Source organism: Pseudomonas putida, from assembly GCF_050989985.1.
GTDB lineage: Bacteria > Pseudomonadota > Gammaproteobacteria > Pseudomonadales > Pseudomonadaceae > Aquipseudomonas > Aquipseudomonas putida_AI.
On sequence record NZ_CP158815.1, the window covers coordinates 81870 to 102656 of the forward strand.

At 59.7% G+C, this 20787-nt stretch carries 25 protein-coding genes; 13 read left to right on the forward strand and 12 right to left on the reverse strand.

Translation table 11 applies throughout. The features are described from left to right. Positions 1–159: 159 nt before the first annotated feature. Positions 160–810 carry a hypothetical protein gene (locus ABTV29_RS00385; RefSeq protein WP_077046261.1) on the forward strand — a complete coding sequence of 217 codons (651 nt, stop codon included), beginning with the start codon at positions 160–162 and terminating at the stop codon, positions 808–810. Between the two features lie 109 nt (positions 811–919). Here the strand turns inward: ABTV29_RS00385 and ABTV29_RS00390 are convergent, their stop codons facing one another. From ABTV29_RS00390 to ABTV29_RS00400, 3 genes are all read right to left on the reverse strand, one after another. Further along, positions 920–2446: a SulP family inorganic anion transporter gene (locus tag ABTV29_RS00390; protein WP_433768313.1), complete on the reverse strand. Its 1527-nt coding sequence runs from the start codon at positions 2444–2446 to the stop codon at positions 920–922. Positions 2447–2537: 91 nt separating this feature from the next. Beyond that, positions 2538–3269, reverse strand: coding sequence for a carbonic anhydrase (locus tag ABTV29_RS00395; RefSeq protein ID WP_433768314.1), 732 nt, complete (start codon positions 3267–3269; stop codon positions 2538–2540). A 242-nt stretch (positions 3270–3511) separates the two neighbouring features. Next, entirely contained in the window at positions 3512–4570 is a 1059-nt protein-coding gene (locus ABTV29_RS00400; RefSeq protein WP_433768315.1) for a PA0069 family radical SAM protein, read from the reverse strand. 198 nt (positions 4571–4768) lie between these two features. Here ABTV29_RS00400 and ABTV29_RS00405 point away from each other — a divergent pair, with 198 nt between their 5' ends. Then, positions 4769–5071 carry a hypothetical protein gene (locus ABTV29_RS00405; protein ID WP_433768316.1) on the forward strand — a complete coding sequence of 101 codons (303 nt, stop codon included), beginning with the start codon at positions 4769–4771 and terminating at the stop codon, positions 5069–5071. A gap of 228 nt (positions 5072–5299) precedes the next feature. Continuing rightward, positions 5300–5947: a dual specificity protein phosphatase family protein gene (locus ABTV29_RS00410; protein WP_433768317.1), complete on the forward strand. Its 648-nt coding sequence runs from the start codon at positions 5300–5302 to the stop codon at positions 5945–5947. Positions 5948–6006: 59 nt separating this feature from the next. On the opposite strand, the gene ABTV29_RS00415 is transcribed toward ABTV29_RS00410, so the two are convergent. Both ABTV29_RS00415 and prlC read right to left on the reverse strand, forming a co-directional pair. Continuing rightward, positions 6007–6294 carry a YheV family putative zinc ribbon protein gene (locus tag ABTV29_RS00415; RefSeq protein ID WP_433768318.1) on the reverse strand — a complete coding sequence of 96 codons (288 nt, stop codon included), beginning with the start codon at positions 6292–6294 and terminating at the stop codon, positions 6007–6009. Further along, entirely contained in the window at positions 6291–8342 is a 2052-nt protein-coding gene (prlC, locus tag ABTV29_RS00420; protein ID WP_433768319.1) for an oligopeptidase A, read from the reverse strand. Before prlC ends, ABTV29_RS00415 begins: the two co-directional genes overlap by 4 nt. Before the next feature lie 89 nt (positions 8343–8431). On the opposite strand from prlC, the gene ABTV29_RS00425 reads away from it, so the two are divergent. After that, positions 8432–8977 carry a gamma carbonic anhydrase family protein gene (locus ABTV29_RS00425; RefSeq protein ID WP_433768320.1) on the forward strand — a complete coding sequence of 182 codons (546 nt, stop codon included), beginning with the start codon at positions 8432–8434 and terminating at the stop codon, positions 8975–8977. Between the two features lie 27 nt (positions 8978–9004). Beyond that, positions 9005–9655 (forward strand): HAD family hydrolase, encoded by a 651-nt coding sequence (locus tag ABTV29_RS00430; protein ID WP_433768321.1) that lies wholly within the window; start codon positions 9005–9007, stop codon positions 9653–9655. 91 nt (positions 9656–9746) lie between these two features. Here the strand turns inward: ABTV29_RS00430 and ABTV29_RS00435 are convergent, their stop codons facing one another. Next, complete coding sequence (locus ABTV29_RS00435; RefSeq protein ID WP_433768322.1) at positions 9747–10838, reverse strand: aminopeptidase; 1092 nt, start codon at positions 10836–10838, stop codon at positions 9747–9749. 59 nt (positions 10839–10897) lie between these two features. Here ABTV29_RS00435 and ABTV29_RS00440 point away from each other — a divergent pair, with 59 nt between their 5' ends. Next, entirely contained in the window at positions 10898–11320 is a 423-nt protein-coding gene (locus tag ABTV29_RS00440; RefSeq protein WP_433768323.1) for a hypothetical protein, read from the forward strand. A 40-nt stretch (positions 11321–11360) separates the two neighbouring features. Then, positions 11361–11780, forward strand: a complete 420-nt coding sequence (locus tag ABTV29_RS00445) for a hypothetical protein (RefSeq protein WP_433772089.1) — start codon at positions 11361–11363, stop codon at positions 11778–11780. Between the two features lie 5 nt (positions 11781–11785). Here the strand turns inward: ABTV29_RS00445 and ABTV29_RS00450 are convergent, their stop codons facing one another. Continuing rightward, positions 11786–12019 carry a DUF1161 domain-containing protein gene (locus tag ABTV29_RS00450; protein ID WP_433768324.1) on the reverse strand — a complete coding sequence of 78 codons (234 nt, stop codon included), beginning with the start codon at positions 12017–12019 and terminating at the stop codon, positions 11786–11788. Between the two features lie 186 nt (positions 12020–12205). Then, positions 12206–12637 (reverse strand): OsmC family protein, encoded by a 432-nt coding sequence (locus ABTV29_RS00455; protein ID WP_433768325.1) that lies wholly within the window; start codon positions 12635–12637, stop codon positions 12206–12208. 241 nt (positions 12638–12878) lie between these two features. Here ABTV29_RS00455 and ABTV29_RS00460 point away from each other — a divergent pair, with 241 nt between their 5' ends. Then, positions 12879–13880, forward strand: a complete 1002-nt coding sequence (locus ABTV29_RS00460) for an LLM class flavin-dependent oxidoreductase (RefSeq protein WP_433768326.1) — start codon at positions 12879–12881, stop codon at positions 13878–13880. A gap of 132 nt (positions 13881–14012) precedes the next feature. Here ABTV29_RS00460 and ABTV29_RS00465 read toward each other — a convergent pair whose 3' ends face one another. Continuing rightward, complete coding sequence (locus ABTV29_RS00465) at positions 14013–14234, reverse strand: DUF1161 domain-containing protein (RefSeq protein ID WP_433768327.1); 222 nt, start codon at positions 14232–14234, stop codon at positions 14013–14015. Positions 14235–14357: 123 nt separating this feature from the next. Next, the gene (locus ABTV29_RS00470; protein WP_090327193.1) at positions 14358–14573 is read right to left on the reverse strand and encodes a dodecin; all 216 of its coding nucleotides are present in this window, start codon (positions 14571–14573) and stop codon (positions 14358–14360) included. Between the two features lie 157 nt (positions 14574–14730). Between ABTV29_RS00470 and ABTV29_RS00475 the strand changes: the two genes are divergently transcribed. Beyond that, on the forward strand, positions 14731–15057 hold the full coding sequence (locus tag ABTV29_RS00475; RefSeq protein ID WP_433768328.1) for a DUF883 family protein: 327 nt from the start codon (positions 14731–14733) through the stop codon (positions 15055–15057). On the opposite strand, the gene ABTV29_RS00480 is transcribed toward ABTV29_RS00475, so the two are convergent. Continuing rightward, the gene (locus ABTV29_RS00480; RefSeq protein WP_433768329.1) at positions 15054–15947 is read right to left on the reverse strand and encodes a LysR family transcriptional regulator; all 894 of its coding nucleotides are present in this window, start codon (positions 15945–15947) and stop codon (positions 15054–15056) included. The two genes, ABTV29_RS00475 and ABTV29_RS00480, sit on opposite strands and share 4 nt — an antisense overlap. Positions 15948–16073: 126 nt before the next feature. Between ABTV29_RS00480 and trpB the strand changes: the two genes are divergently transcribed. From trpB to ABTV29_RS00500, 4 genes are all read left to right on the forward strand, one after another. Next, positions 16074–17294: a tryptophan synthase subunit beta gene (gene trpB / locus ABTV29_RS00485; RefSeq protein WP_433768330.1), complete on the forward strand. Its 1221-nt coding sequence runs from the start codon at positions 16074–16076 to the stop codon at positions 17292–17294. Then, positions 17294–18106, forward strand: a complete 813-nt coding sequence (trpA, locus tag ABTV29_RS00490; RefSeq protein WP_433768331.1) for a tryptophan synthase subunit alpha — start codon at positions 17294–17296, stop codon at positions 18104–18106. The genes trpB and trpA overlap by 1 nt, the downstream gene beginning before the upstream one ends. Before the next feature lie 121 nt (positions 18107–18227). Further along, complete coding sequence (locus ABTV29_RS00495; protein WP_433768332.1) at positions 18228–18671, forward strand: anti-virulence regulator CigR family protein; 444 nt, start codon at positions 18228–18230, stop codon at positions 18669–18671. 184 nt (positions 18672–18855) lie between these two features. Next, on the forward strand, positions 18856–19239 hold the full coding sequence (locus tag ABTV29_RS00500; RefSeq protein WP_433768333.1) for a helicase: 384 nt from the start codon (positions 18856–18858) through the stop codon (positions 19237–19239). A gap of 96 nt (positions 19240–19335) precedes the next feature. On the opposite strand, the gene ABTV29_RS00505 is transcribed toward ABTV29_RS00500, so the two are convergent. Beyond that, positions 19336–20736, reverse strand: coding sequence for an HDOD domain-containing protein (locus ABTV29_RS00505; protein WP_433768334.1), 1401 nt, complete (start codon positions 20734–20736; stop codon positions 19336–19338). Between the last annotated feature and the right edge of the window lie 51 nt (positions 20737–20787).

Sequence of the window (20787 nt, forward strand, 5' to 3'; positions counted from 1 at the left end):
CAGGCCAAGATAGGAGAAGGATGCAGACGAGTGGTGGCAAACCGATATAACGGGGGCGTCTCAAGGATGAAACAATTATGACAAATGCGTCTTAGCATTTTTCGTAAGCCAGCTAAGTTATGTCTTCCCTATTTCATTGCCTTGTTTCCTGGAGTTTTCATGAACACCGCCGCATTGCGCGAGCAGATCCAAAAAGCCCAACAACACGAAGCCGAAACCGGCCTGCTGACCCGTCAACTGGAAAGCAAACTGCCTCATCTACACCCGGCGATCCAATTGCCGGAAGCCGATGCCAACGGCGTGCTGACGCGTTTTGTCGCCGCCTACATCGACGAAGTGCCTGATCTGCTGGAAGCAGCCAATGAAGTCGCTAGGGAAGCGGGTATCGAGTCGCAGATCAAACCGGTGCTGAAAATTGCCGAGCAGTATTTCCTCCAGCCGCCAGCCATCATGGCCGGCCACGTGGGGCTCGACAGCCTGCTGGATGAAGCTTATCTGGCGCACCGATTCGTCGAAGAGGTCAACGACCTGTACATCAAGCATTTCGGCCAGCCATTGATCCCCCTGGACATGACGGTCGCCAATTTGATTGCGCACCAATTGATCGGTGAGGAATTTGCCAACCAACTGGACGAGGCGGTGCATCACGCCGTGGACGAGATGCTCAACGACGACAGCTTTGCGCTGGAGTCGGTAGAGGCCTACCGCGAGAAACTCAGCAGCCCGGACACCGGTGCGGCGTGGAAGCGCTGGCCGTGCATGTCCCGCCGTTTGGGCGTGGGCCTGGAGCTGGATCAGACCGTGGCTTGATCTACCTCTGAACCTGTGGGAGCGAGCCTGCTCGCGATTCAGACGACGCGATTTGTCAGGCAGACCGCGTTATCGTTCATCGCGAGCAGGCTCGCTCCCACAAGGAGACTTAGCCCGCCGCGCCGATACCGATGTTAGTCCGCACCCGCCCCTCCAGCCTGCGCTTCAACCCTCGCGATTCGATCAACAGCTTCGAGCCCTTGGCCGCATTCGCCCGACCCCATTCCTCCAGCAACTCCAGGCACGAGTGATCGATGTAGCTCAGGTTATTGAGCGGCACGTGCACTGTTGCACCTGGGGGAATGCTGCCCAGCACCTGGGTCAGCGCCGGTACTTTGAGGAAGGTTGCCGCGCCCGTCAGACGCAGTTCCATTTCACCGGCCTGGGGCAAGTCGATCAGGCTGATTTTCAACCGTGAAGCCTTCAGCGCCAGTTTCACCAGGGTCAGGCCGAAACCGATCAGAACGCCGGTCAGCAAGTCGGTGAAGATGATCGCCAATGCCGTCGCGGCGTAAGTGAACATCGGCATCCGGCCATAGCGACCCAAACCGCGGAAGGCCTTGAGATCCACCAGTTTGAAACCGGTGTAGACCAATACGCCCGCGAGGCTCGCCACCGGAATGCTTTGCAACACGCTCGACAGCAGCAACACGAACCCCAGCAGCCACAGGCTGTGGAAGATCGTCGAGTAGCGGGTCGTGGCGCCGGCCTGCACGTTGGCCGAGCTGCGCACGATGACTCCGGTCATCGGCAAAGCGCCGAGCATCCCGCACAGCATGTTGCCCACCCCTTGCGCCGACAGTTCACGGTCGAAGTCCGCACGCTGACCGCTGTGCATGCGATCCACGGCCGCTGCGGAGAGCAGGGTTTCAGCGCTGGCGATGAAGGCCACGGCGAAAGCGGCGATCAGCAGGGCGGGATCGGCCAGGTTGAGCAGATCGGCCGGTTTGAGCCAATCGATGGCTTGCGCCAGATTGGCTGGAACTTCGACCCGTTTCACCGGCAATGCCAGAAGCAGACTGGCGATCGTCGCCAGGCCCACCCCGAGCAACGCCCCGGGAATGAAGCGCAGCGAATGCGGACGCAGTTTTTCCCATAGCCACATCACGGCGATGGTCGACAGCCCCAGCAGTCCGGCCTGCCAGCCAAACGACGGCAGCGCCTGGGCCACTGCACCGGGGAAGGCCGTGAGGTTATCCAGGCCAGAGGGCTTCGGCGCGGCGTCGAGCATCACATGCACCTGTGATAGCACGATCAGCACGCCAATCCCGGCGAGCATGCCGTACACCACCGCAGGCGCCGTCACCCGGAACCAGCAGCCGAGCTTGAATCGCCCGGCCAGCAATTGCAGAAAGCCGGCCAGGAGCAGGATCGGCCCGAGCATGGCCACACCATGCTGGCGCACCAGTTCGAACACCAGCACCGCCAGACCCGCCGCCGGGCCGCTGACTTGCAACGGAGAACCCGCCAGCCAGCCCACGACCAGGCCACCGATGATCCCGGTGATCAGGCCTTTGGCAGGGGGCAGCCCCGAGGCGATGGCAATGCCCATGCACAAGGGCAGGGCGACCAGAAACACAACCACCGAAGCCAGCAGCTCCCGTGGCAGAACAGCTTTGAGTTGAGCAGCACGCATGGTGATTCTCCCGAAGTTTTCTTCAGGCGTGGCAAGGCCGGACCGCTGAATCAGCGGCCGGCATCAAACCACACGGATTTTTTAGGAGGACTTAGAAGCGCGCTTTGGGCGTCGCCATCGGAATCGGCAGGCTGCCATCAAGCGGCAGGAAACGACCCTGATCCGCGTCGTAGGCTTTGATCTTGCTGGATTCGATGTCGTAGACCCAGCCGTGGATGAACAGTTGACCGTTCGCGATGCGCGAGGCTACCGAGGGGTGGGTGCGCAAGTGTTGCAGTTGAGCGATGACATTTTCCTCGGTGAGGACATGCATGGTCTCGTTTTCGTCGGCGCAGTTGCAGTTGTCGTGCACCATGGTTTTCGCCACTTCCGCATGCTGCAGCCAGGCTTTGACCGTGGGCATTTTTTCCAGGGTGTGAGGGTTGAGCACTGCCCGCATCGCACCGCAATCGGAATGGCCGCAAATGATGATGTGCTGCACGCCCAGTGCCAGTACCGCGTACTCGATGGCCGTGGAAACGCCGCCATTCATCTGCCCGTAAGGCGGGACGACGTTGCCGACGTTACGGGTGACGAACAGATCGCCGGGAGAGCTGTGGGTGATAAGTTCGGGAACGATGCGCGAGTCAGCGCAGGTAATGAACATCGCCCGAGGCGTTTGGGCCGTGGCGAGTTTCTTGAAGAGCTCTTCCTGCTGCGGAAAGACCTCATGATGAAAATGCAAAAAGCCGTCAACGATATGCTTCAACGCTGCATCGGCGGTTTCCACCTCGGGCTGGGTGGAGGCCGACGCAGCCAACGGCTGTTTATCCTTGTCACTCATGATTCATCCTCTTTGGCGGGCTCAGGGAATTGTCCCGTTTGTCCGGCGTGAAGCCAGTGGCTGGTTAAAAAACATCCAGGTCATGGATCTCGACCCGTCAGTCACTCGATGAACAAGGTAGCGGCCGAATCTTAACTCAAACTGAATCAAAGGCTCTAGAACGTGTGTTCCAGGTCACAAAAAACGTGACCAGCCTAGCGATGGCGCCTGTTCCCCCGTACTCAAACATAGGCCAATTGTCCTCAAATCAGTGACATTTGGCGACCGGGCGGACAGAAGGCGTCGCAGTCCAGATTGAAACCTTCCCGTTGATTGAGTCCCAGGCGCTTGATGGTCTTGGCAAAACGTTGCGCCAGCAAGTCGGCAAACGGGCCTTCGCCACGCATCCGCGCACCAAAGCGACTGTCGTACAGTTCACCGCCCCGGCTCTGGCGAATCAGGCTCAGCACGTGCGCGGCCCGTTGCGGGTAGTGGGCCGCCAGCCATTCTTCAAATAGCGGAGCCACTTCCAGCGGCAGGCGCAGCATCATGTAGGCGGCGCTTTGCGCTCCGGCGGCATGGGCTTCGGTGAGCAGGCTTTCGAGCTCACTGTCGTTGATCATTGGAATCATCGGTGAGCACAGCACACCCACCGGGATCCCCGCGTCGCGCATGACCCGGATCGCCCGCAGCCGGGCCTTTGGCGCCGCGGCGCGAGGTTCGAGGATGCGTTTGAGTTCGTCATTGAGGCTGGTCAGGCTGATCATCACCGCCACCAGCCTGTGCCGGGCCAGTTCGGTGAGCAAATCCAGATCACGCAGAATCAGCGAACCCTTGGTGACGATGGTCACCGGATGGCGGTATCGCAGCAGCACTTCGAGGGTTTGCCGGGTGAGTTTGTATTCGCGTTCGATCGGTTGATAAGGATCGGTATTGGAGCCGAGGTTGATCGGCGCGCATTGATAACCGCGTTTGGACAGCTGTTGTTCGAGCACGTCCACGGCGTTGGTCTTGGCGATCAGCCTGGTTTCGAAATCCAGCCCTGGCGACATGTCCCAATAGGCATGGCTGGGGCGCGCATAACAGTAAATGCAGCCATGCTCGCAACCACGGTAAGGATTGATCGAGCGATCGAAGGGCAGGTCCGGCGAGTTGTTGCGGGTGATGATGGTCTTCGCCGTCTCGATTTGCACCTCGGTGCCCTGGGTCATCGGCACTTCCTGATACCAGCCGTCGTCCTCGGCCACCGAGCGGTTGGGGGCGAAGCGGTTGTGCGGATTGGTCGCGGTGCCGCGACCGCGAGGAGGCAGTGGGGTAGCCATCGGAGCGATCCTTTAACTGTATGCGCATACAGTATCCGAGGTTCGGCAGACAGGCCAGTGCCGTTCGGCACCCGAGGCATTTGCGATTGCGCTCATGTCACGACGGGAAACATAAGACTCGTAGTGTTCTGTTATTTCATCGTTACTCTTTTCAACGCACGAATTGGTCGTGCACTCATTATTAAAAGGATTTAAATAATGTCGACTTACAATCAGCGCGGTGTGTTTCTGCAGTTATTACGCCCTACTGTTAACAATCCAAAGGAAGTCAGGGTTTCCATGCAATTCGCACTCAAGGAAGAAGGCTACGACCCGGTAAACCGTGATGTCACCAGTACCTTGCTCGACTCGACCTTGCGCGAGGCCGTGTCGAACGATGGCGGCGTCACCTTTACGATAAGGGCCAACACCGATGTGGACGCCGATGGCGTTATCGACTTGCAGGACAAGGCGGTATTGGTGGGGTTGGCGAAGGCTTATACGAAGATCATTAATCCCTGATTCACCAAAAGTACCGTGCACTTTCAAGTGAATGAAACTGCATAAGCTGGAACATAAGAACGGCACGAACACTTCGTGCCGTTCTTGCATTTGATGGATATGTTTTTCAAATAAGCACAGATTAGGAATCCAGAAATTCACGATTCTTTGACAGTCACCTCACAGGCCCTTAACCAGCAAACCGTGAAACTGTACTCACTCATCCACATTTGCCAGGGTCGTCCGAGCATGCGCTTACCGCGTCTTTCATCTGCGGCGTTACTGCTGTCACTGTTTGCGTTTTTCAATCTGTCTGTGGTCCATGCCGACGACGCCACGGTGACCCGTCCAGCGGAGTGGGCGCAGCCCGTCGAAGCGCAATACAACCTGTTCCAGATGTCGCCAACGCTCTACCGAAGCGCGCTGCCGGACAGTGCCGCGGTGCCATTGCTGGAAAAGCTCAAGGTCGCCACCGTCATCAACTTTTTGCCCGAATCGGATTCGCGCTGGTTGTCCAACCCTGGCATCAACCAGGTGCAATTGCCTTATCGCACCAACCATGTGGATGACGCCGATGTACTCAAGGCGCTGCGTGCCATTCAGGAGGCCGAAACCAAAGGCCCGGTGCTGATGCATTGCAAGCACGGCTCTGACCGGACTGGCCTGATGGCGGCGATGTATCGGGTTGTGGTGCAGGGGTGGAGCAAGGAAGAGGCGCTGAGCGAGATGACCCGGGGTGGCTTTGGTGACAACGGTCACTTCAAGGATGGTGTGCGTTACATGATGCAGGCCGATGTCGAAAAGCTTCGCACGGCGTTGGTCAAAGGCGATTGCAGCACCAGCCCGTTCGCGGCGTGTTCAATGAAGAGCTGGTTCCAGTCGGCCCACGTGCAGTAATGACAGCGCAGTAATGACACCTTCCACTGCATTGCGCAGTGGAAGGTGGTTCTGACGGATTACTGCTGTTCGTCAGGCTTCTTTTTCAGCTTCGGGTTCGGGAAAAACTGCACCGCCTGAACCTTGGCATCCGCCACTTTCACCGCAGGTGTATTGACCCGCGTGCCCAATTCCTTGGGCACGGACAAACCTTGTTCATTCAGCGTGTCGGAGTAACCGCAGGCCACGCACTCGCGATGGGGCACGCTGTCTTCGCTCCACATCATCAGTTTGTCCGGCTCGCTGCAGGCCGGGCACACCGCGCCGGCGATAAAGCGTCGTTTGGTAATCACAGTACTCTCACTCATGCTGCGGCGCCTTCGCTCAGGCCGCTGTGGCGCAAGAGTGCGTCAATCGACGGCTCACGGCCACGGAAGTCGACGAACAGCACCATCGGCTCCTGGGAGCCACCACGCGCCAGGATCGCCTCGCGGAACGCGCGACCGGTGTCGGCGTTGAGCACGCCTTCTTCCTCGAACTTCGAGAACGCATCGGCCGACAGCACTTCGGCCCATTTGTAGCTGTAGTAACCGGCCGCATAACCGCCGGCGAAAATGTGCGCGAAGCTGTTGGGGAAACGGTTGTAGGCCGGTGGACGCATCACCGACACCTCGTCGCGTACACCTTCGAGCACTTGCAGCACGCTGCGGCCGTCGCCGTGGGTGGCGTGCAGTTCAAAGTCGAACAGCGAGAACTCCAGCTGGCGCACCATCATCAGGCCGGACTGGAAGTTTTTCGCCGCGAGCATTTTTTGCAGCAGGTCCTGAGGCAGAGGCTCACCGGTTTCGTAGTGACCGGAAATCAGGGCCAGGCCTTCCGGCTCCCAGCACCAGTTCTCCATGAACTGGCTCGGCAGTTCGACCGCATCCCAGGCCACGCCGTTGATGCCGGAGACGCCGGCATGTTCGACACGGGTCAGCAGGTGATGCAGGCCGTGGCCGAACTCGTGGAACAGGGTGGTGACTTCGTCGTGGGTCAGCAGCGCGGGCTTGCCGCTGTCGGCCGGGGTGAAGTTGCACACCAGGTTGGCCACCGGGCTTTGCAGTGCGCCTTGCGCGGTGCGACGACGGTCGCGGGCGCCGTCCATCCAGGCGCCGCCGCGCTTGTTGGCGCGGGCATAGAGGTCGAAGAAGAAGCGGCCGACGTGCTGGCCGTTTTCCTTGATTTCGAACAGGCGGACATCCGGGTGCCAGGTGTCGAAACCTTTTTGCTCGGCGATCTCGATGCCATAAAGGCGCTGGACGATGGCGAACAGGCCGCCCAGTACTTTATCGATCGGGAAGTAGGCACGCAGGGCTTCCTGGGCAACGCTGTAACGTTGTTCACGGAGTTTTTCGCCGTAGAAACCGCTGTCCCAGCTTTGCAGGTCCGGGCAGCCCTGTTCGGCAGCGTAAGCCTTGAGCTGTTGCAGGTCCTGAGCGGCGAACGGCTTGCTGCGCTTGGCCAGGTCGCGCAGGAAACTCAGCACCTGATCGCTGGATTCGGCCATTTTGGTCGCCAGGCTCAGCTCGGAGAAACTGCTGAAGCCCAGCAGCTTGGCAAGCTCCTGACGCAGGTCGAGGATTTCCTCCATGACCGGGCCGTTGTCGTTCTGACCGGCATTCGGGCCTTGATCCGACGCGCGGGTGCAGTAGGCGGCGTAGACTTCCTCGCGCAGCGCACGATCCTGGGCGTAGGTCATCACCGCGTAGTAGCTGGGGAATTCCAGGGTGATCAGCCAGCCGTCGAGGTCTTTGGCCTGGGCCGCGGCAGCCATTTGCGCCTTGGCCGAGTCGGTCAGGCCGGTGAGGGCTGCTTCATCGGTGATGTGTTTGGTCCAGGCCTGGGTCGCGTCCAGCAACTGGTTGGAGAAGCGGCTACCCAGCTCGGACAGCTTGCTTTGCACTTCGGCGTAACGCTTCTGTTCGGCTTCCGGCAGGTCGATACCCGACAGGCGGAAATCGCGCAGGGCATGTTCCAGGATGGTTTTCTGCGCCACGTCGAAACCGGCGGCTTCCGGGCTGCTGGCCAGGGCTTCATAGGCCTGGAACAGCTCGCGGTTCTGGCCCATCTCGGTGGAGTAGGCGCTCAGGGCCGGCAGGCAGGATTCATAAGCTTCGCGCAACTCGGCGCTGTTGCACACGGCATTCAGGTGGCTGACCGGGCTCCACGCAGCGCCCAGGCGATCATTGAGTTCGTCCATCGCCAGCACCAGGCCGGCCCAGGTCGGTTGTTTGCCCTGGGTCTTGAGGATCTCGATAATGGCGGCGCGGTTGTCAGCCAGGATCTGTTCAATGGCCGGTTGCACATGTTCGGCACGGATCGCGGAGAACGGCGGCAGGTCGTAGGACTGCAAAAGAGGGTTGTTCACGCTCACGGTTGACACCTTGGCTGGAAGAAACATGCAGCCATCTTAATTACAATCGACGTTCACCGCAGCTATCAGCGACAGAGAGAAACCCTATCGTGAACCTTCGCAAGTACCAGAACCACACGCCGTTGCTCGGCAAAGGCGCTTTTGTCGACCGCTCGGCCGTGGTGATCGGCGACGTCGAAATCGGCGAAGACAGCTCGGTCTGGCCATTGACGGTGATTCGTGGCGACATGCACCGCATCCGCATAGGTGCGCGCACCAGCGTGCAGGACGGTTGCGTGCTGCACATCACCCACGCCGGGCCGTTCAACCCCGATGGTTTCCCGCTGCTGATCGGTGATGATGTGACCATCGCCCATAAAGTCATGCTGCATGGCTGCACCGTGGGCAGCCGGGTGTTGATCGGCATGGGCAGCATCGTCATGGACGGTGCGGTGGTCGCCGATGATGTGATCATCGGCGCCGGCAGCCTGGTGCCACCGGGCAAGCGCCTGGAAAGCGGTTTTCTGTACGTGGGCAGCCCGGTGAAGCAGATCCGGCCGCTGACGGACAAGGAACAGGCATTTTTCACCTACAGCGCGGCGAACTACGTGAAGCTCAAGGACCTGCATCTGGCCGAAGGCTACGACCAGGCCTGACTTCGACGCACTTATTCAGGATTCAACATGCATTACCAAACCATTCTGTTCGACCTCGATGGCACCCTGACCGACCCGCGTGAAGGCATCACCCGTTCGATTCAGTTCGCCTTGAGCAAGCTGGGCATCGAAGAGCCCGACCTGACCAAACTCGAACACTTCATCGGGCCGCCGTTGTTGCAGGCCTTCATGCAGTTCTACGACTTTGACGAGGCCAAGGCCTGGGAAGCGGTGAATTTCTACCGTGAACGCTTCAAGGTTACGGGCCTTTACGAAAACCGCGTGTTCGACGGTGTCATGCCACTGCTGGAAACCCTTGGCGGGCAAGGTCGGCAGCTGTACATCGCGACGTCCAAGCCATGGGTCTTCGCCCGGGAAATCGCCCGTCATTTCGACTTCGCCAAGCACTTCAAAGTGATCTACGGCAGCGAACTGGATGGCACCCGTACCAACAAGGTCGAGCTGATTGCCCATTTGATGGCCGAAGAAGGCCTGGACCCGACTGACACCCTGATGATCGGCGACCGCAAACACGACCTTATCGGCGCGCGCAGCAACGGGCTGGATGCGGCGGCGGTGGGCTACGGGTTTGGCAGTCGGGAAGAACTCAGCGCTGAAGCGCCGGCCTGGCATTTCGAAACGCTGGAGGAGATGCATCAGGCGTTTTTGCGGCGGTAGTTAAATCGCTATCGCGAGCAGGCTCGCTCCCACAATGGACTTATGTTCACAAACCTGATGTGGGAGCGAGCCTGCTCGCGATGACGGCCTGTCAGCCATTGGTACTCTTTGATTCCGACAGTACTTTCAGTTCTTCCTTGCGCTTATCTGCCGACAATGCCCCAAGCTTTTGCGCTGCCGCATAAAACCTCACCCAATCCCCATCCATCTGCCTGAACAACGCCGCAAACGCCGGTACCCATTGGTCATAAAGCCCAAAGGGCAGAAGCCGCGCATTGTTCATCGGCGCATTGATCCACGCGTCATAACGTTTGTCGCCGGCCCATTGGCTATCGCGCAGTTGCCGGTACTCGCCGCGCAGGCGCTCGAACTCCGCCGCCTTGCGCTGGCGCATCTGGTCGGGTGGCAGTGGCAGGGTGTACAGCTGTTCCAGTCGGGAACGGGTGTCCAGGACCAGCTGGGTGAACTGGTCTCGCCGCTTCGCCTGGTCACCGTTGTCCGGCGGCAACCCGCGATAAGCACGCCATTGGCGGGTGCCTTCCTGCTCGACGAACGTGGCAAACGACTCGTTGAACTCGGTGTCGTCCTTCACATAAACACGCTGATGCGCCAGCTCATGAAAAATCAGCGTGGCCAGGCGCTCATCGCCCCAGTTCATCATCGAACTCATGATCGGATCGTTGAACCAGCCCAGGGTCGAATAGGCCTCGACGCCACCGATGGTCACATCCATGCCCTGCAGGCGTTGCAGCGCCGCTTCACCCCGCGCGGCACTCTGGCTGTAGTAGCCGCGATAGGCCACGCAGCCGGCGATCGGGAAGCAATGGTTCTGGGGCTTCAGGGAAAATTCCGGGGTGACGAACACGTTCCAGACCACATAGGGCCGGCCAATATCCACGTAGAACCGGTAGCTCTGGTTGTCCGGCAGATGCAGCTGCTGGCTGGCGAAGGTCCTGGCTTTTTGCGATTGGGCCAGGTGAGCGCGCAGTTTCTCATCCCGATGGTCGTCGGCGATGACCTCGGAAACCGGCTCCCTGGCCCGCAACAATTGCACCTGGCCACTGACCAATTGGCTGTAGTAGCTGACGGTGGAACAACCGTTGAGTAACAAAAGCAAAGCAGCCGGAAACAAAACGCGCAAAACGCGATCAAGTAACCCAAGGCTTGGACACGGCCTCATCAAAATAAAAAATCCCTGGAAAGTCTGCTCGCAAGACTATCCCGCCTGACTGGAGCTCCGCTATGCGCAAATTGATGCTCACGGGAGGCCTGCTGACGCTGGCCGGTTGTGCCGGGTTCGGCTTGCCTCATCATGATCCGACGCAAGCCTGGATTGATCTGGAATCCCATCAGGAAGATACGGCGCTGCTGGCGCTGGGGGTGGATAACAAGGCGACTACCGATAAACGCTACTTCCAGGTGCAGCCCGGTAGTCACGAGTTGAGGGTTCGTTATCAGTTTCCCGTGCAGCCGACCAATATCGGCCCGGACGCCAAGCCGCTGTGGCGTGATTGTCAGATGAACGTGAAATTCAGCGAATTCAACGCCGGGGAGCGCTATCAGTTACAGGCGGGGAATATCGGTTTTCGGCCTTGGGCCAAGCTATACGATCAGCAGCGAAGGGTGATTGGCCAAGGCACACCGGCAGGCTGCCAACGCACCTGATCGGCGCTATTCTGAATACTCGGTATTCAGGACATTCATCATGCGCAGGTTGATGCTGTTGCTCAGTGCAATCGCGGTTACCGGTTGTTCGGCGCCGATGCCCGCGGCCAATCCACAAAAGGCGTGGGTCGATTTTTCCACGCCATTTCCCAATGACAAATTGCTGATGGCCGAGCGGCTGGACGGCCAGCGAATGAGAGACGGGCGATATTTTGAGGTGGCCCCCGGTAGCCACGAATTGACCGTCCGCTTCGATTTCGAAGTGCCCAGTGGCGGCACTGACATGTTCGGCGGTTCAACGGAAAGGCTGTGCTACATGATCATCAAATATGACCATTTCGAGGCCGGCCAACGTTATCTGCTGCAAGCGCGCTCCATGGCGTTCACCCCCGAAGCCCGCCTGTATAACGCCAAGCATGAAATCGTCGCCGAAGATCGCCAGACCAACTGTGTGCCGTAAGGCAGTCAGCGGTCGTTTTTCTGGTAGATGATTTTCTTGGTGCCGTTTTCGCACGACCCCACGACCATGTTCTGATCGTGTACTTCACTGTTGGTGACAATCTCCAGGGTGTAGGACGTGACCCCACGGGCCTGGATCTTTGCTTCGATTTCGGCCTTGAGTTCTTCGCAGGGTTTCGGAGCCGCCATGGCCGAGGTAGCCAGTGCGCAGCAGATAACCGTCAAGGCAAAACGTTTCATGGTTGCAGCTCCCTTGAAGCAGCACGCAGGGTTTTGCGTTTTGGCTGCTGTCACTTATTCGACAACAAATTTGTAAACGCTGTTTTGCCTCAACGCAAAAAAAGATCGCAGCAGGCAGCAGTTCCTACGTGGGATCGCGTTTCCATGTAGGAGCTGCCGAAGGCTGCGATCTGTTCATTTCAACGCTTAACTGAGCAAAGTCGCTTCCAGGCTGATTTTCGCATTCAGCACCTTGGACACCGGGCAGCCTTCCTTGGCTTTTTTGCTCAACTCATCGAACTGTGCCTGGCTGGCGCCGGGGATCTTCGCCTTGAGGATCAGTTTTACCGCGGTGATCGCAAAGCCGCCTTCCACCTGGTCGAGGGTGACTTCGGCGTTGGTATCGATACTGTCGGCCTTGAGGCCTGCCTCGCCAAGGATCATGGAGAAGGCCATGGAGAAGCACCCGGCGTGGGCCGCGCCGATCAGTTCTTCCGGATTGGTGCCCTTGCCGCCTTCGAATCGTGCCTTGAAGCCGTAGGGCGCTTCCCTGAGCACGCCGGTTTCGGTGGAAATCGAGCCGATGCCGGTTTTCAGATCACCGGCCCAATGCGCCGATGCCTTCTTGATGATAGCCATGCCTGTCTCCTCGGGTTCCGGCGCAAAGTGTTGCGCCCGTGTGGTTGTCGGTTACAGGTTTCTGAGGATAGACCGTGGCGCAAAGTTCACTTGATCCGATTGACCTACTTCTTTGGTAGGAAATTTTCCCTGTGCTATTGAAACTCGGGTATATGCCCACATTGCATGAAACACGCTTTTGGATTCGGCAGGTTTTCGTTCGCAAGAAAAAACCTGCGCCCTCAATTGGAGAAGCAGGTTTATGAAACGACTGTCCGACATCAAGTTCTCGACCCTCGACCTGGTGCCCGTGAGAGAAAACGGCAGCGCGGCACAGTCGCTGCGCAATTCGCTGGACCTGGCGCAACACGTCGAGAAATTCGGCTACAACCGGTTCTGGGTCGCCGAACACCACAACATGGATGGCATCGCCAGTTCTGCGACATCGGTGTTGTTGGGGTATCTGGCTGGCGGCACGTCGACGATTCGCGTGGGGTCGGGCGGGGTGATGCTGCCCAACCACGCGCCACTAGTCATCGCTGAACAATTCGGCACGCTTGAAAGCCTTTATCCGGGGCGTATCGACCTGGGCCTGGGCCGTGCGCCGGGTTCCGATCAGCTGACCGCCCGTGCATTGCGCCGCGAGCGCTCCGGCAGCGCTGACGACTTCCCGGAGGATGTGGCCGAGCTGGTGCGCTACCTTGGCCCGCGTACGCCGGAGCAGCGTGTCATCGCGATGCCGGGGACCAATACCAACGTTCCGATCTGGCTGCTGGGCTCGAGCCTGTTCAGTGCGCAACTGGCGGGCGAGCGCGGCTTGCCCTACGCCTTTGCCTCGCATTTCGCACCGCGCTATATGCATGAAGCGATTCGCGTCTACCGCAATCACTTCAAGCCTTCAGCGGTTCTGGACAAGCCTTACGTGATGCTTGGTGTGCCATTGGTGGCCGCCGATACCGATGAGCGGGCCGACTACCTGGCGACCTCGGTGTTCCAGCGCATCCTCGCCCTGATGCGCGGCCAGAGCCTGGTGCAGCGTCCACCGGTGGAAACCATGAACGGCCTGTGGTTGCCCCATGAGAGAGAGGCGGTCATGGATTTCCTGGGCCTGGCGATGATCGGCAGCCCGCAGAAAATCCGCGCCAAGCTTGAAGTGCTGATCGAGCAGACCCAGGCCGATGAGCTGATTTTCACCTGCGACCTGTATGAACACGCTGATCGCCTGCATTCCTACGAGCTGTTGGCGCAGGTCATGAAAGGCTGAGGTTTTGCACGACTCATCACTGTGGGAGCGAGCCTGCTCGCGATGAGCCTGAGACCCTCGCGGGGTGTCAGGCCTCCAGCGTTATCGTTGGCGACCATCGCGAGCGAGCTCGCTCCTACAGGAGATTGTGAACTAGTGTTTGTAGACGATTTCCTTGGTGCCTTTCTCACAGGTACCGACGACTTTTCCGCCAGCTCCGGCGCCTTTGTCGACAATTTCCAGCGAATAATTGGAAACGCCCTTGGCATCGAGCTTTGCGGCAATCTCGGCTTTGAGTTCTTCGCAGGACTTGCCCTCAGCCAAGGCAGTGCCCGCCAGGCTTAACAAACCTATCGCCAAAATAAACTTCTTCATCAGTGGCATTCTCTGGTCGGATCAAAAGGGAGCATCCATCCTTCGGCCGGATTTGCTCATCTAGCGCTTCGCCATTCCCTACGGCACTCGGCCACCGCGCAAGTTCAGAAGACTAGACCAGCATCAGCTGCTGGCAATCCGGAACCCGACCTTGAGTGTCACCTGGAAATGCGCCGCCTTGCCGTCCTTGATATGTCCGCGAGTCTCGGTCACTTCAAACCATTCCATGTACTTGAGGCTTTTGCTGGCTTCGGCCAGTGCATTGTTGATCGCGTCTTCAATGCTGCTGGTGGACGAACCAACCAGCTCGACTTTCTTGTAGGTGTGATGGTCAGACATGGCGTTCTCCTTAGGGTGTGAAATACAGCCTAGCAGTGATTTTCTGACTTACTTCTGTCGGTCAGTCCCACAGGCAAGTTCACATTTACTGCACTTTCTCGAACCCCCGAAGTCCCAACCAACACACGCCACTCATCAACAATGCAGGAGAGCCACCATGGCCAACAGCTCGTTACGCAAAGCCTCATTGCAAAGCATGGAAGCGGAGATCGAGAGTCTGCTCAAGTCCCTGGAAAGCCTGAAGGACGACGCCTCGGACGAGTCGCGTAGAACCCTCAAGGTACTCAAAGGCAACGCCGAGAACGCGCTGAGGCATTCGCGCCACCTGCTCTCGGATGCTTATGAAGAAGTCAAAGTGAAGACCCGGGAAACCGGAATTGCCACCCGGGACTACGCCCAGGAGCATCCTTGGACGACGGCGGGTGTTGCCGTCGGTGCGCTGGGCCTGCTGGCGGCTTACCTGATGTGCAGACGCGGTAACTAATCCGTCTGGCGCAGCTCGTTCTTGAGCCACTGCGCCAGTTGCCGGGCGCGTCCGTCCGCGGCGCGCTTGGGCAACCACAGCGCCAATTGCGCCGGGGTTTCGCTGAAACCCCAGGGCGCCACCAGTCGACCGGCCTTCAAGTCCTCTGTCACCAGCGGCTCGGGGGCGATTGCCACGCCCAGTCCGGCCACGGCTGCCTCCAGCAAGTAATACAAATGCTCGAAACCCTGACCGTACTTCAACGCCTTGGCATCAAGGCCGCTTTGCTGTGCCCAGCTTGGCCAGGCTTGCGGGCGCGAAGTGGTGTGCAGCAATGATTCACCGAGCAGGGCGGTCGGCGGCGCGGTTTTGAGCCTGTCGTAGCCGACGAACCGGGGACTCATCACCGGGCCGATGCGTTCGCTGGCCAGTTCGAACACCTGCATGTCCGCCGGCCAGGGTGGCTCGGCGAACACCAGCAAGGCATCCAGCCCCGGACGCCGGGGATCGAGATCGCCTTCTCCGGCGGACAGATGCAGGCGCAAATCCGGCAGGTCAGCGTTCAGTCGGCCCAGGCGCGGAATGAACCAGCGGGCCAGCAGGCTGCCCGAACAGCCCAGCACGAAGGGCGCATCGGCGGTGCTGCGGGAAATGTCGGCGCATGCCGCGCGCAGGCGCTCGAAGGCTTCGGCGCTGGCATCCCGCAGGCGCATGCCGGCATCTGTGAGTTTGAGGCCGCGACCCTCCTTGGTGAACAGGCTCACTCCGAGGTGTTCTTCCAGCACCTTCAATTGCCGGCTCACTGCCCCATGGGTAACGTGCAGCTGTTCGGCGGCCTGACTGACGCTGTTCAATCGGGCAGTGGCTTCGAAGGCGCGCAAGGCGTTCAGCGGTGGCAGTTCATGGCTCATGGGATCTGTGAGTTTTCCTGACAGGTTGCAGCGATCTTATCGGTTTTCACCGTGCAGCGTCAGGGGTAGAGTGAAGCCCACTCTCTCTTCAAAAGCTGCATTTCACGCATTCAACTGGAGCGCCCCATGACCCAGACTAATCTGCGCAACGGCCCAGATGCCAACGGCCTGTTCGGCGCGTTCGGCGGCCGTTACGTCGCTGAAACCCTGATGCCGCTGATTCTCGACCTGGCCCGCGAATACGAAGCGGCCAAGGAAGATCCTGCATTCAAGGAAGAATTGGCCTACTTCCAGCGCGACTATGTCGGTCGTCCGAGCCCGCTCTATTTCGCTGAACGCCTGACCGAGTTCTGCGGCGGCGCGAAGATCTACCTCAAGCGCGAAGAGCTGAACCACACCGGCGCGCACAAGATCAACAACTGCATCGGCCAGATCCTGCTGGCGCGGCGCATGGGCAAGAAACGCATCATCGCCGAGACTGGCGCCGGCATGCACGGCGTGGCCACTGCAACCGTGGCTGCGCGTTTCGGTCTGCAGTGCGTGATCTACATGGGCACCACTGACATCGAGCGCCAGCAGGCCAACGTGTTCCGCATGAAGCTTTTGGGCGCTGAAGTGATCCCGGTGGTTGCCGGCACCGGCACCCTGAAGGATGCGATGAACGAAGCCCTGCGCGACTGGGTGACCAACGTCGACAACACTTTCTACCTGATCGGCACCGTGGCCGGTCCGCACCCGTATCCTGCAATGGTCCGCGACTTCCAGGCCGTCATCGGCAAGGAAACCCGCGACCAGCTGCAAGCCCAGGAAGGTCGCCTGCCGGACAGCCTGGTGGCGTGCATCGGCGGTGGTTCCAACGCCATGGGCCTGTTCCACCCGTTCCTCGACGACAAGAGCGTCGAGATCATCGGCGTTGAAGCGGCCGGCTACGGCATCGAAACCGGCAAGCACGCGGCGAGCCTCAACGGCGGTGTTCCGGGCGTGCTGCACGGTAACCGCACCTTCCTGTTGCAGGACGAAGATGGCCAAATCATCGACGCCCACTCGATCTCCGCAGGCCTGGACTACCCGGGCATCGGCCCGGAACACGCCTGGTTGCATGACATCGGCCGCGTTCAGTACACCTCGGTGACGGACGACGAAGCGCTCGCCGCCTTCCACCAGTGCTGCCGCCTGGAAGGGATCATCCCTGCGCTGGAAAGCGCCCACGCCCTGGCCGAAGTGTTCAAGCGTGCCCCAGCTCTGCCGAAGGATCACCTGATGGTGGTCAACCTGTCCGGTCGTGGTGATAAAGACATGCAGACCGTAATGCACCATATGGAACAGTCCCAGCAGGAGAAACACTGATGAGCCGCCTGCAAACGCGTTTTGCCGAACTCAAGGAACAGAACCGCGCCGCCCTGGTGACCTTCGTCACCGCTGGCGACCCGGGCTACGACACTTCCCTGGCAATCCTCAAGGGCCTGCCCGCCGCTGGCGCCGACGTCATCGAACTGGGCATGCCCTTTACCGATCCGATGGCCGATGGCCCGGCGATCCAGCTCGCCAACATCCGTGCCCTGGGTGCCAAGCAGAATCTGGCGAAAACCCTGCAGATGGTTCGTGAGTTCCGCAAGGACAACAACGAAACGCCGCTGGTGCTGATGGGTTACTTCAACCCGATCCACAAGTACGGCGTGCCACGTTTCATTGCCGAAGCGAAGGAAGCCGGTGTCGATGGCCTGATCGTGGTCGACATGCCGCCCGAGCATAACGGCGAGCTGTGCGACCCGGCCCAGGCTGCCGGTCTGGACTTCATCCGCCTGACCACCCCGACCACTGACGACGTGCGTCTGCCAACCGTGCTCAACGGCAGTTCCGGCTTTGTTTACTACGTGTCCGTGGCCGGTGTGACCGGTGCTGGCGCGGCGACGCTGGAGCACGTCGAAGAGGCGGTGGCTCGTCTGCGTCGCCATACCGATCTGCCGATCAGCATCGGTTTCGGGATCCGTACACCGGAGCAAGCGGCGAACATCGCGCGTCTGGCCGATGGTGTGGTGGTGGGTTCTGCGCTGATCGACCAGATCGCCAACGCAGCCACTCCAGAGCAGGCGGTGGACGGTGTTCTGAGCCTGTGCTCGGCACTGGCCGACGGCGTACGTAAGGCCCGTGTCAGCTGAGAGTAAAGTTCCTGATACAGAGGAATTAGAGCCTCCAGACACAGACTAAGCAGCAAGACCGAGGGCTTCAGGACTACGTTCTGAAGCCCTTTTTGCTGTAAGTGTTGCGAGGAAAGTCCGAATGAAAATGCCGAAACGTCTGATTGCCAGCCTGGGCGTGCTGATGCTCAGTGCGACCCCGTTGCTGCACGCCAGTGCCGATCAACGCGACGATCACGACCACGGCGGCCCGCAGGGCCATTACGAACACCACGATGACGATCACCGAGATGGGCAGGACCATCATCGCGGCGGGCCACCGCCACGGGACTTCGGACCGGTCCGTCAGACCATTCACGATCACCGCGACTACTTCGTGCGCGGCGCACCTCCACCGCCCGGTATCTACGTGGTCCGGGGTCAACCCTTGCCTCATGGTTACTACGGCGAACGCCTGGATAATCGCGCCTTGAGCCGGCTGCCGTATTACCAGGGCTATGAGTGGCGACGTGCGGGCAGCGATATCGTTCTGATCGCGGTCGGCACCGGGATCGTCTATGAGGTGTTGCAGGGCGTTTTGTACTGAGCAGGAATTGAACCGATGGATGTATTCCTACGCGAGTGTAGGAATGCTTAGGTGTAAATTCGTGACTTGGTAGTCATCAGCGTCAAAAAGCAGTCCATCTTCCGCTAAGTAAACGCGATAGTGGCTTTATTGCCTTCGCTCGCTACAATGCGCCGGCCGTTCATTTTTCTCTTGAGGCTTGCGCATGAAATTTCGTTTTCTGCTGTGGATGCTGGGTTTGTTGATGGGCAAGGCGAGTCGCACCAATCCTGCGTTTCAGCAGCAGTTGGGTGACAAGGAGCTGGTGTTCCAATTGCAGACCCTGGACGGGAAGGTGGCACGACATTTCCGGGTGAAGGATCAGCGCATCACCAGCAAGGGCGGGGTGTATGCCGAGCCTGCGTTTGCCATTGCCTTCAAGGACGCGGCCTATGGCTTTGCCACGATGCAGGCGAAGAACAAGCAACTGGCGTTCATGACGGGGATTCAGGACAAGTCGATTCAGATCAAGGGCAACCCGGCGCTGGTGATCTGGTTCCAGGGGTTGACCAAGTACTTGAAGCCGAAGAAGGCCAAGCCCAAGGCTTGAGACAGTCAGTTAGACCGGGGTGAATTCATCGCGAGCAGGCTCGCTCCTACAGGTTCCAGATGGTCCTTGTGGGAGCGAGCCTGCTCGCGATTGTTTTTAGCTCTGGGAAAACTGCGAAGCCAGTTCGCGCAACAGCACCTCGGCTTCGAGGACTTTGCTGACCACGTCGTTGGCTTTTTCGCGGCTCAGGCCCAGACGTTCCAGCAGGGCGTCGGGGATGTCCTCGTCCGGGCCCGACCCGATGCCACGGCTGCGCAGCAGGCGCACCGACAGGCACACCAGGTTCGGGTACTCGGCGAAAGCGCCGTCGTAAAGAGGGTCGTGCTGGAAGCGCAGCGCGGTGGCCAGTTCTTCGGGCATGTCCCAGAAACGCATCAGCCACGAACCGATCTGCTCACGGCTGATACCCAGCAGGTGCTGCTCGATATAGCTGTGGCACAGGTGTGGGTTGACCTCCAGATGGCGACAGATCAGCGAGAAGTGCGGCGGGAACACATGGGCCAGCAGCAGGTAACCGAAGTTGTGCAGCAGACCTGCCAGGTAGGTCAGGCCGGCTTCCGGGCGCTGGGTGCGCGGCATGGCGCGGGTCAGGCCTTCGATGACGGCGGCGGTGTAGATCGATTGCTGCCAGTACGGCGTGCTGTGTTGCGGGTGGTCCTTGGGCAGGCTCAGGGTTTTACCCAGGGCCAGGCCCAGCGCCAGATTGATCACCAAGTCGAAACCCAGCACCCGCACGATGGCGTCTTCCACCGAGCGGATCTTGCCCGGCGAGGCGTAGTACGGCGACGCGGCCCAGCTCACCACTTGGGCTGCGAGCGCCGGGTCGGTTTCGACCACGCCGGTGATGTCGTCGATGGTCGCGTTGGGGTCGACACGCAGCTTGATGATCTTCTGTGCGGTTTCGGCCAGCGGCGGAATTTCGATGGTCGCTTCCAGGCGTTGCTGAATGCGCCGTGCGGTGAACGCCTGAACCGCCTGGGTGATTTCCTCGCGGTCATCATCGGGGCGATCCAGGTTCGGGCGAATACTGCTCAGCGGCTCACCGAAATTGGCGGCGCTGGCCTTGTTGAGCATGGACTTGAAGGCTTCGCTGGAGATCTCCAGCAGTACTTCCGGCTCCCCCGAATTGACCAGCACTTTCGGCTCGCGCAGCAGGCTTTCTTCGTACAGGCACGGGGCGCTGGTGAGGGCCGGCATGCCCGGCAGCAGGCTCAGGTTGTGCTTGCCGAGCATCTTGATCAGGCGCTCGGTCGAGACGGCAGTCAGGCGACGGCCAGTGAGTTCGGTCAACCGGTTGAGGTCGAGCAACTGGCTCTGCGGGAACAGCACCATCAGCGAGCCGACGGCGTCGTCGAGGAGCACAGCCTGGACCTTGCGCGCCGGATTCAATCCGTGATGGTCGAGCACTTCTTCATAGGCAATGCCCAGCTTGTCCAGCAGCATCCGAATGACCGACGGAGTGTGCGGGGTAGCGGGTGCAAGGGCAGCTTCGGTCATGGTCTGTATCCGTACTAAAACAATTGCAGGAGTATAACCAGCTTGCTCATG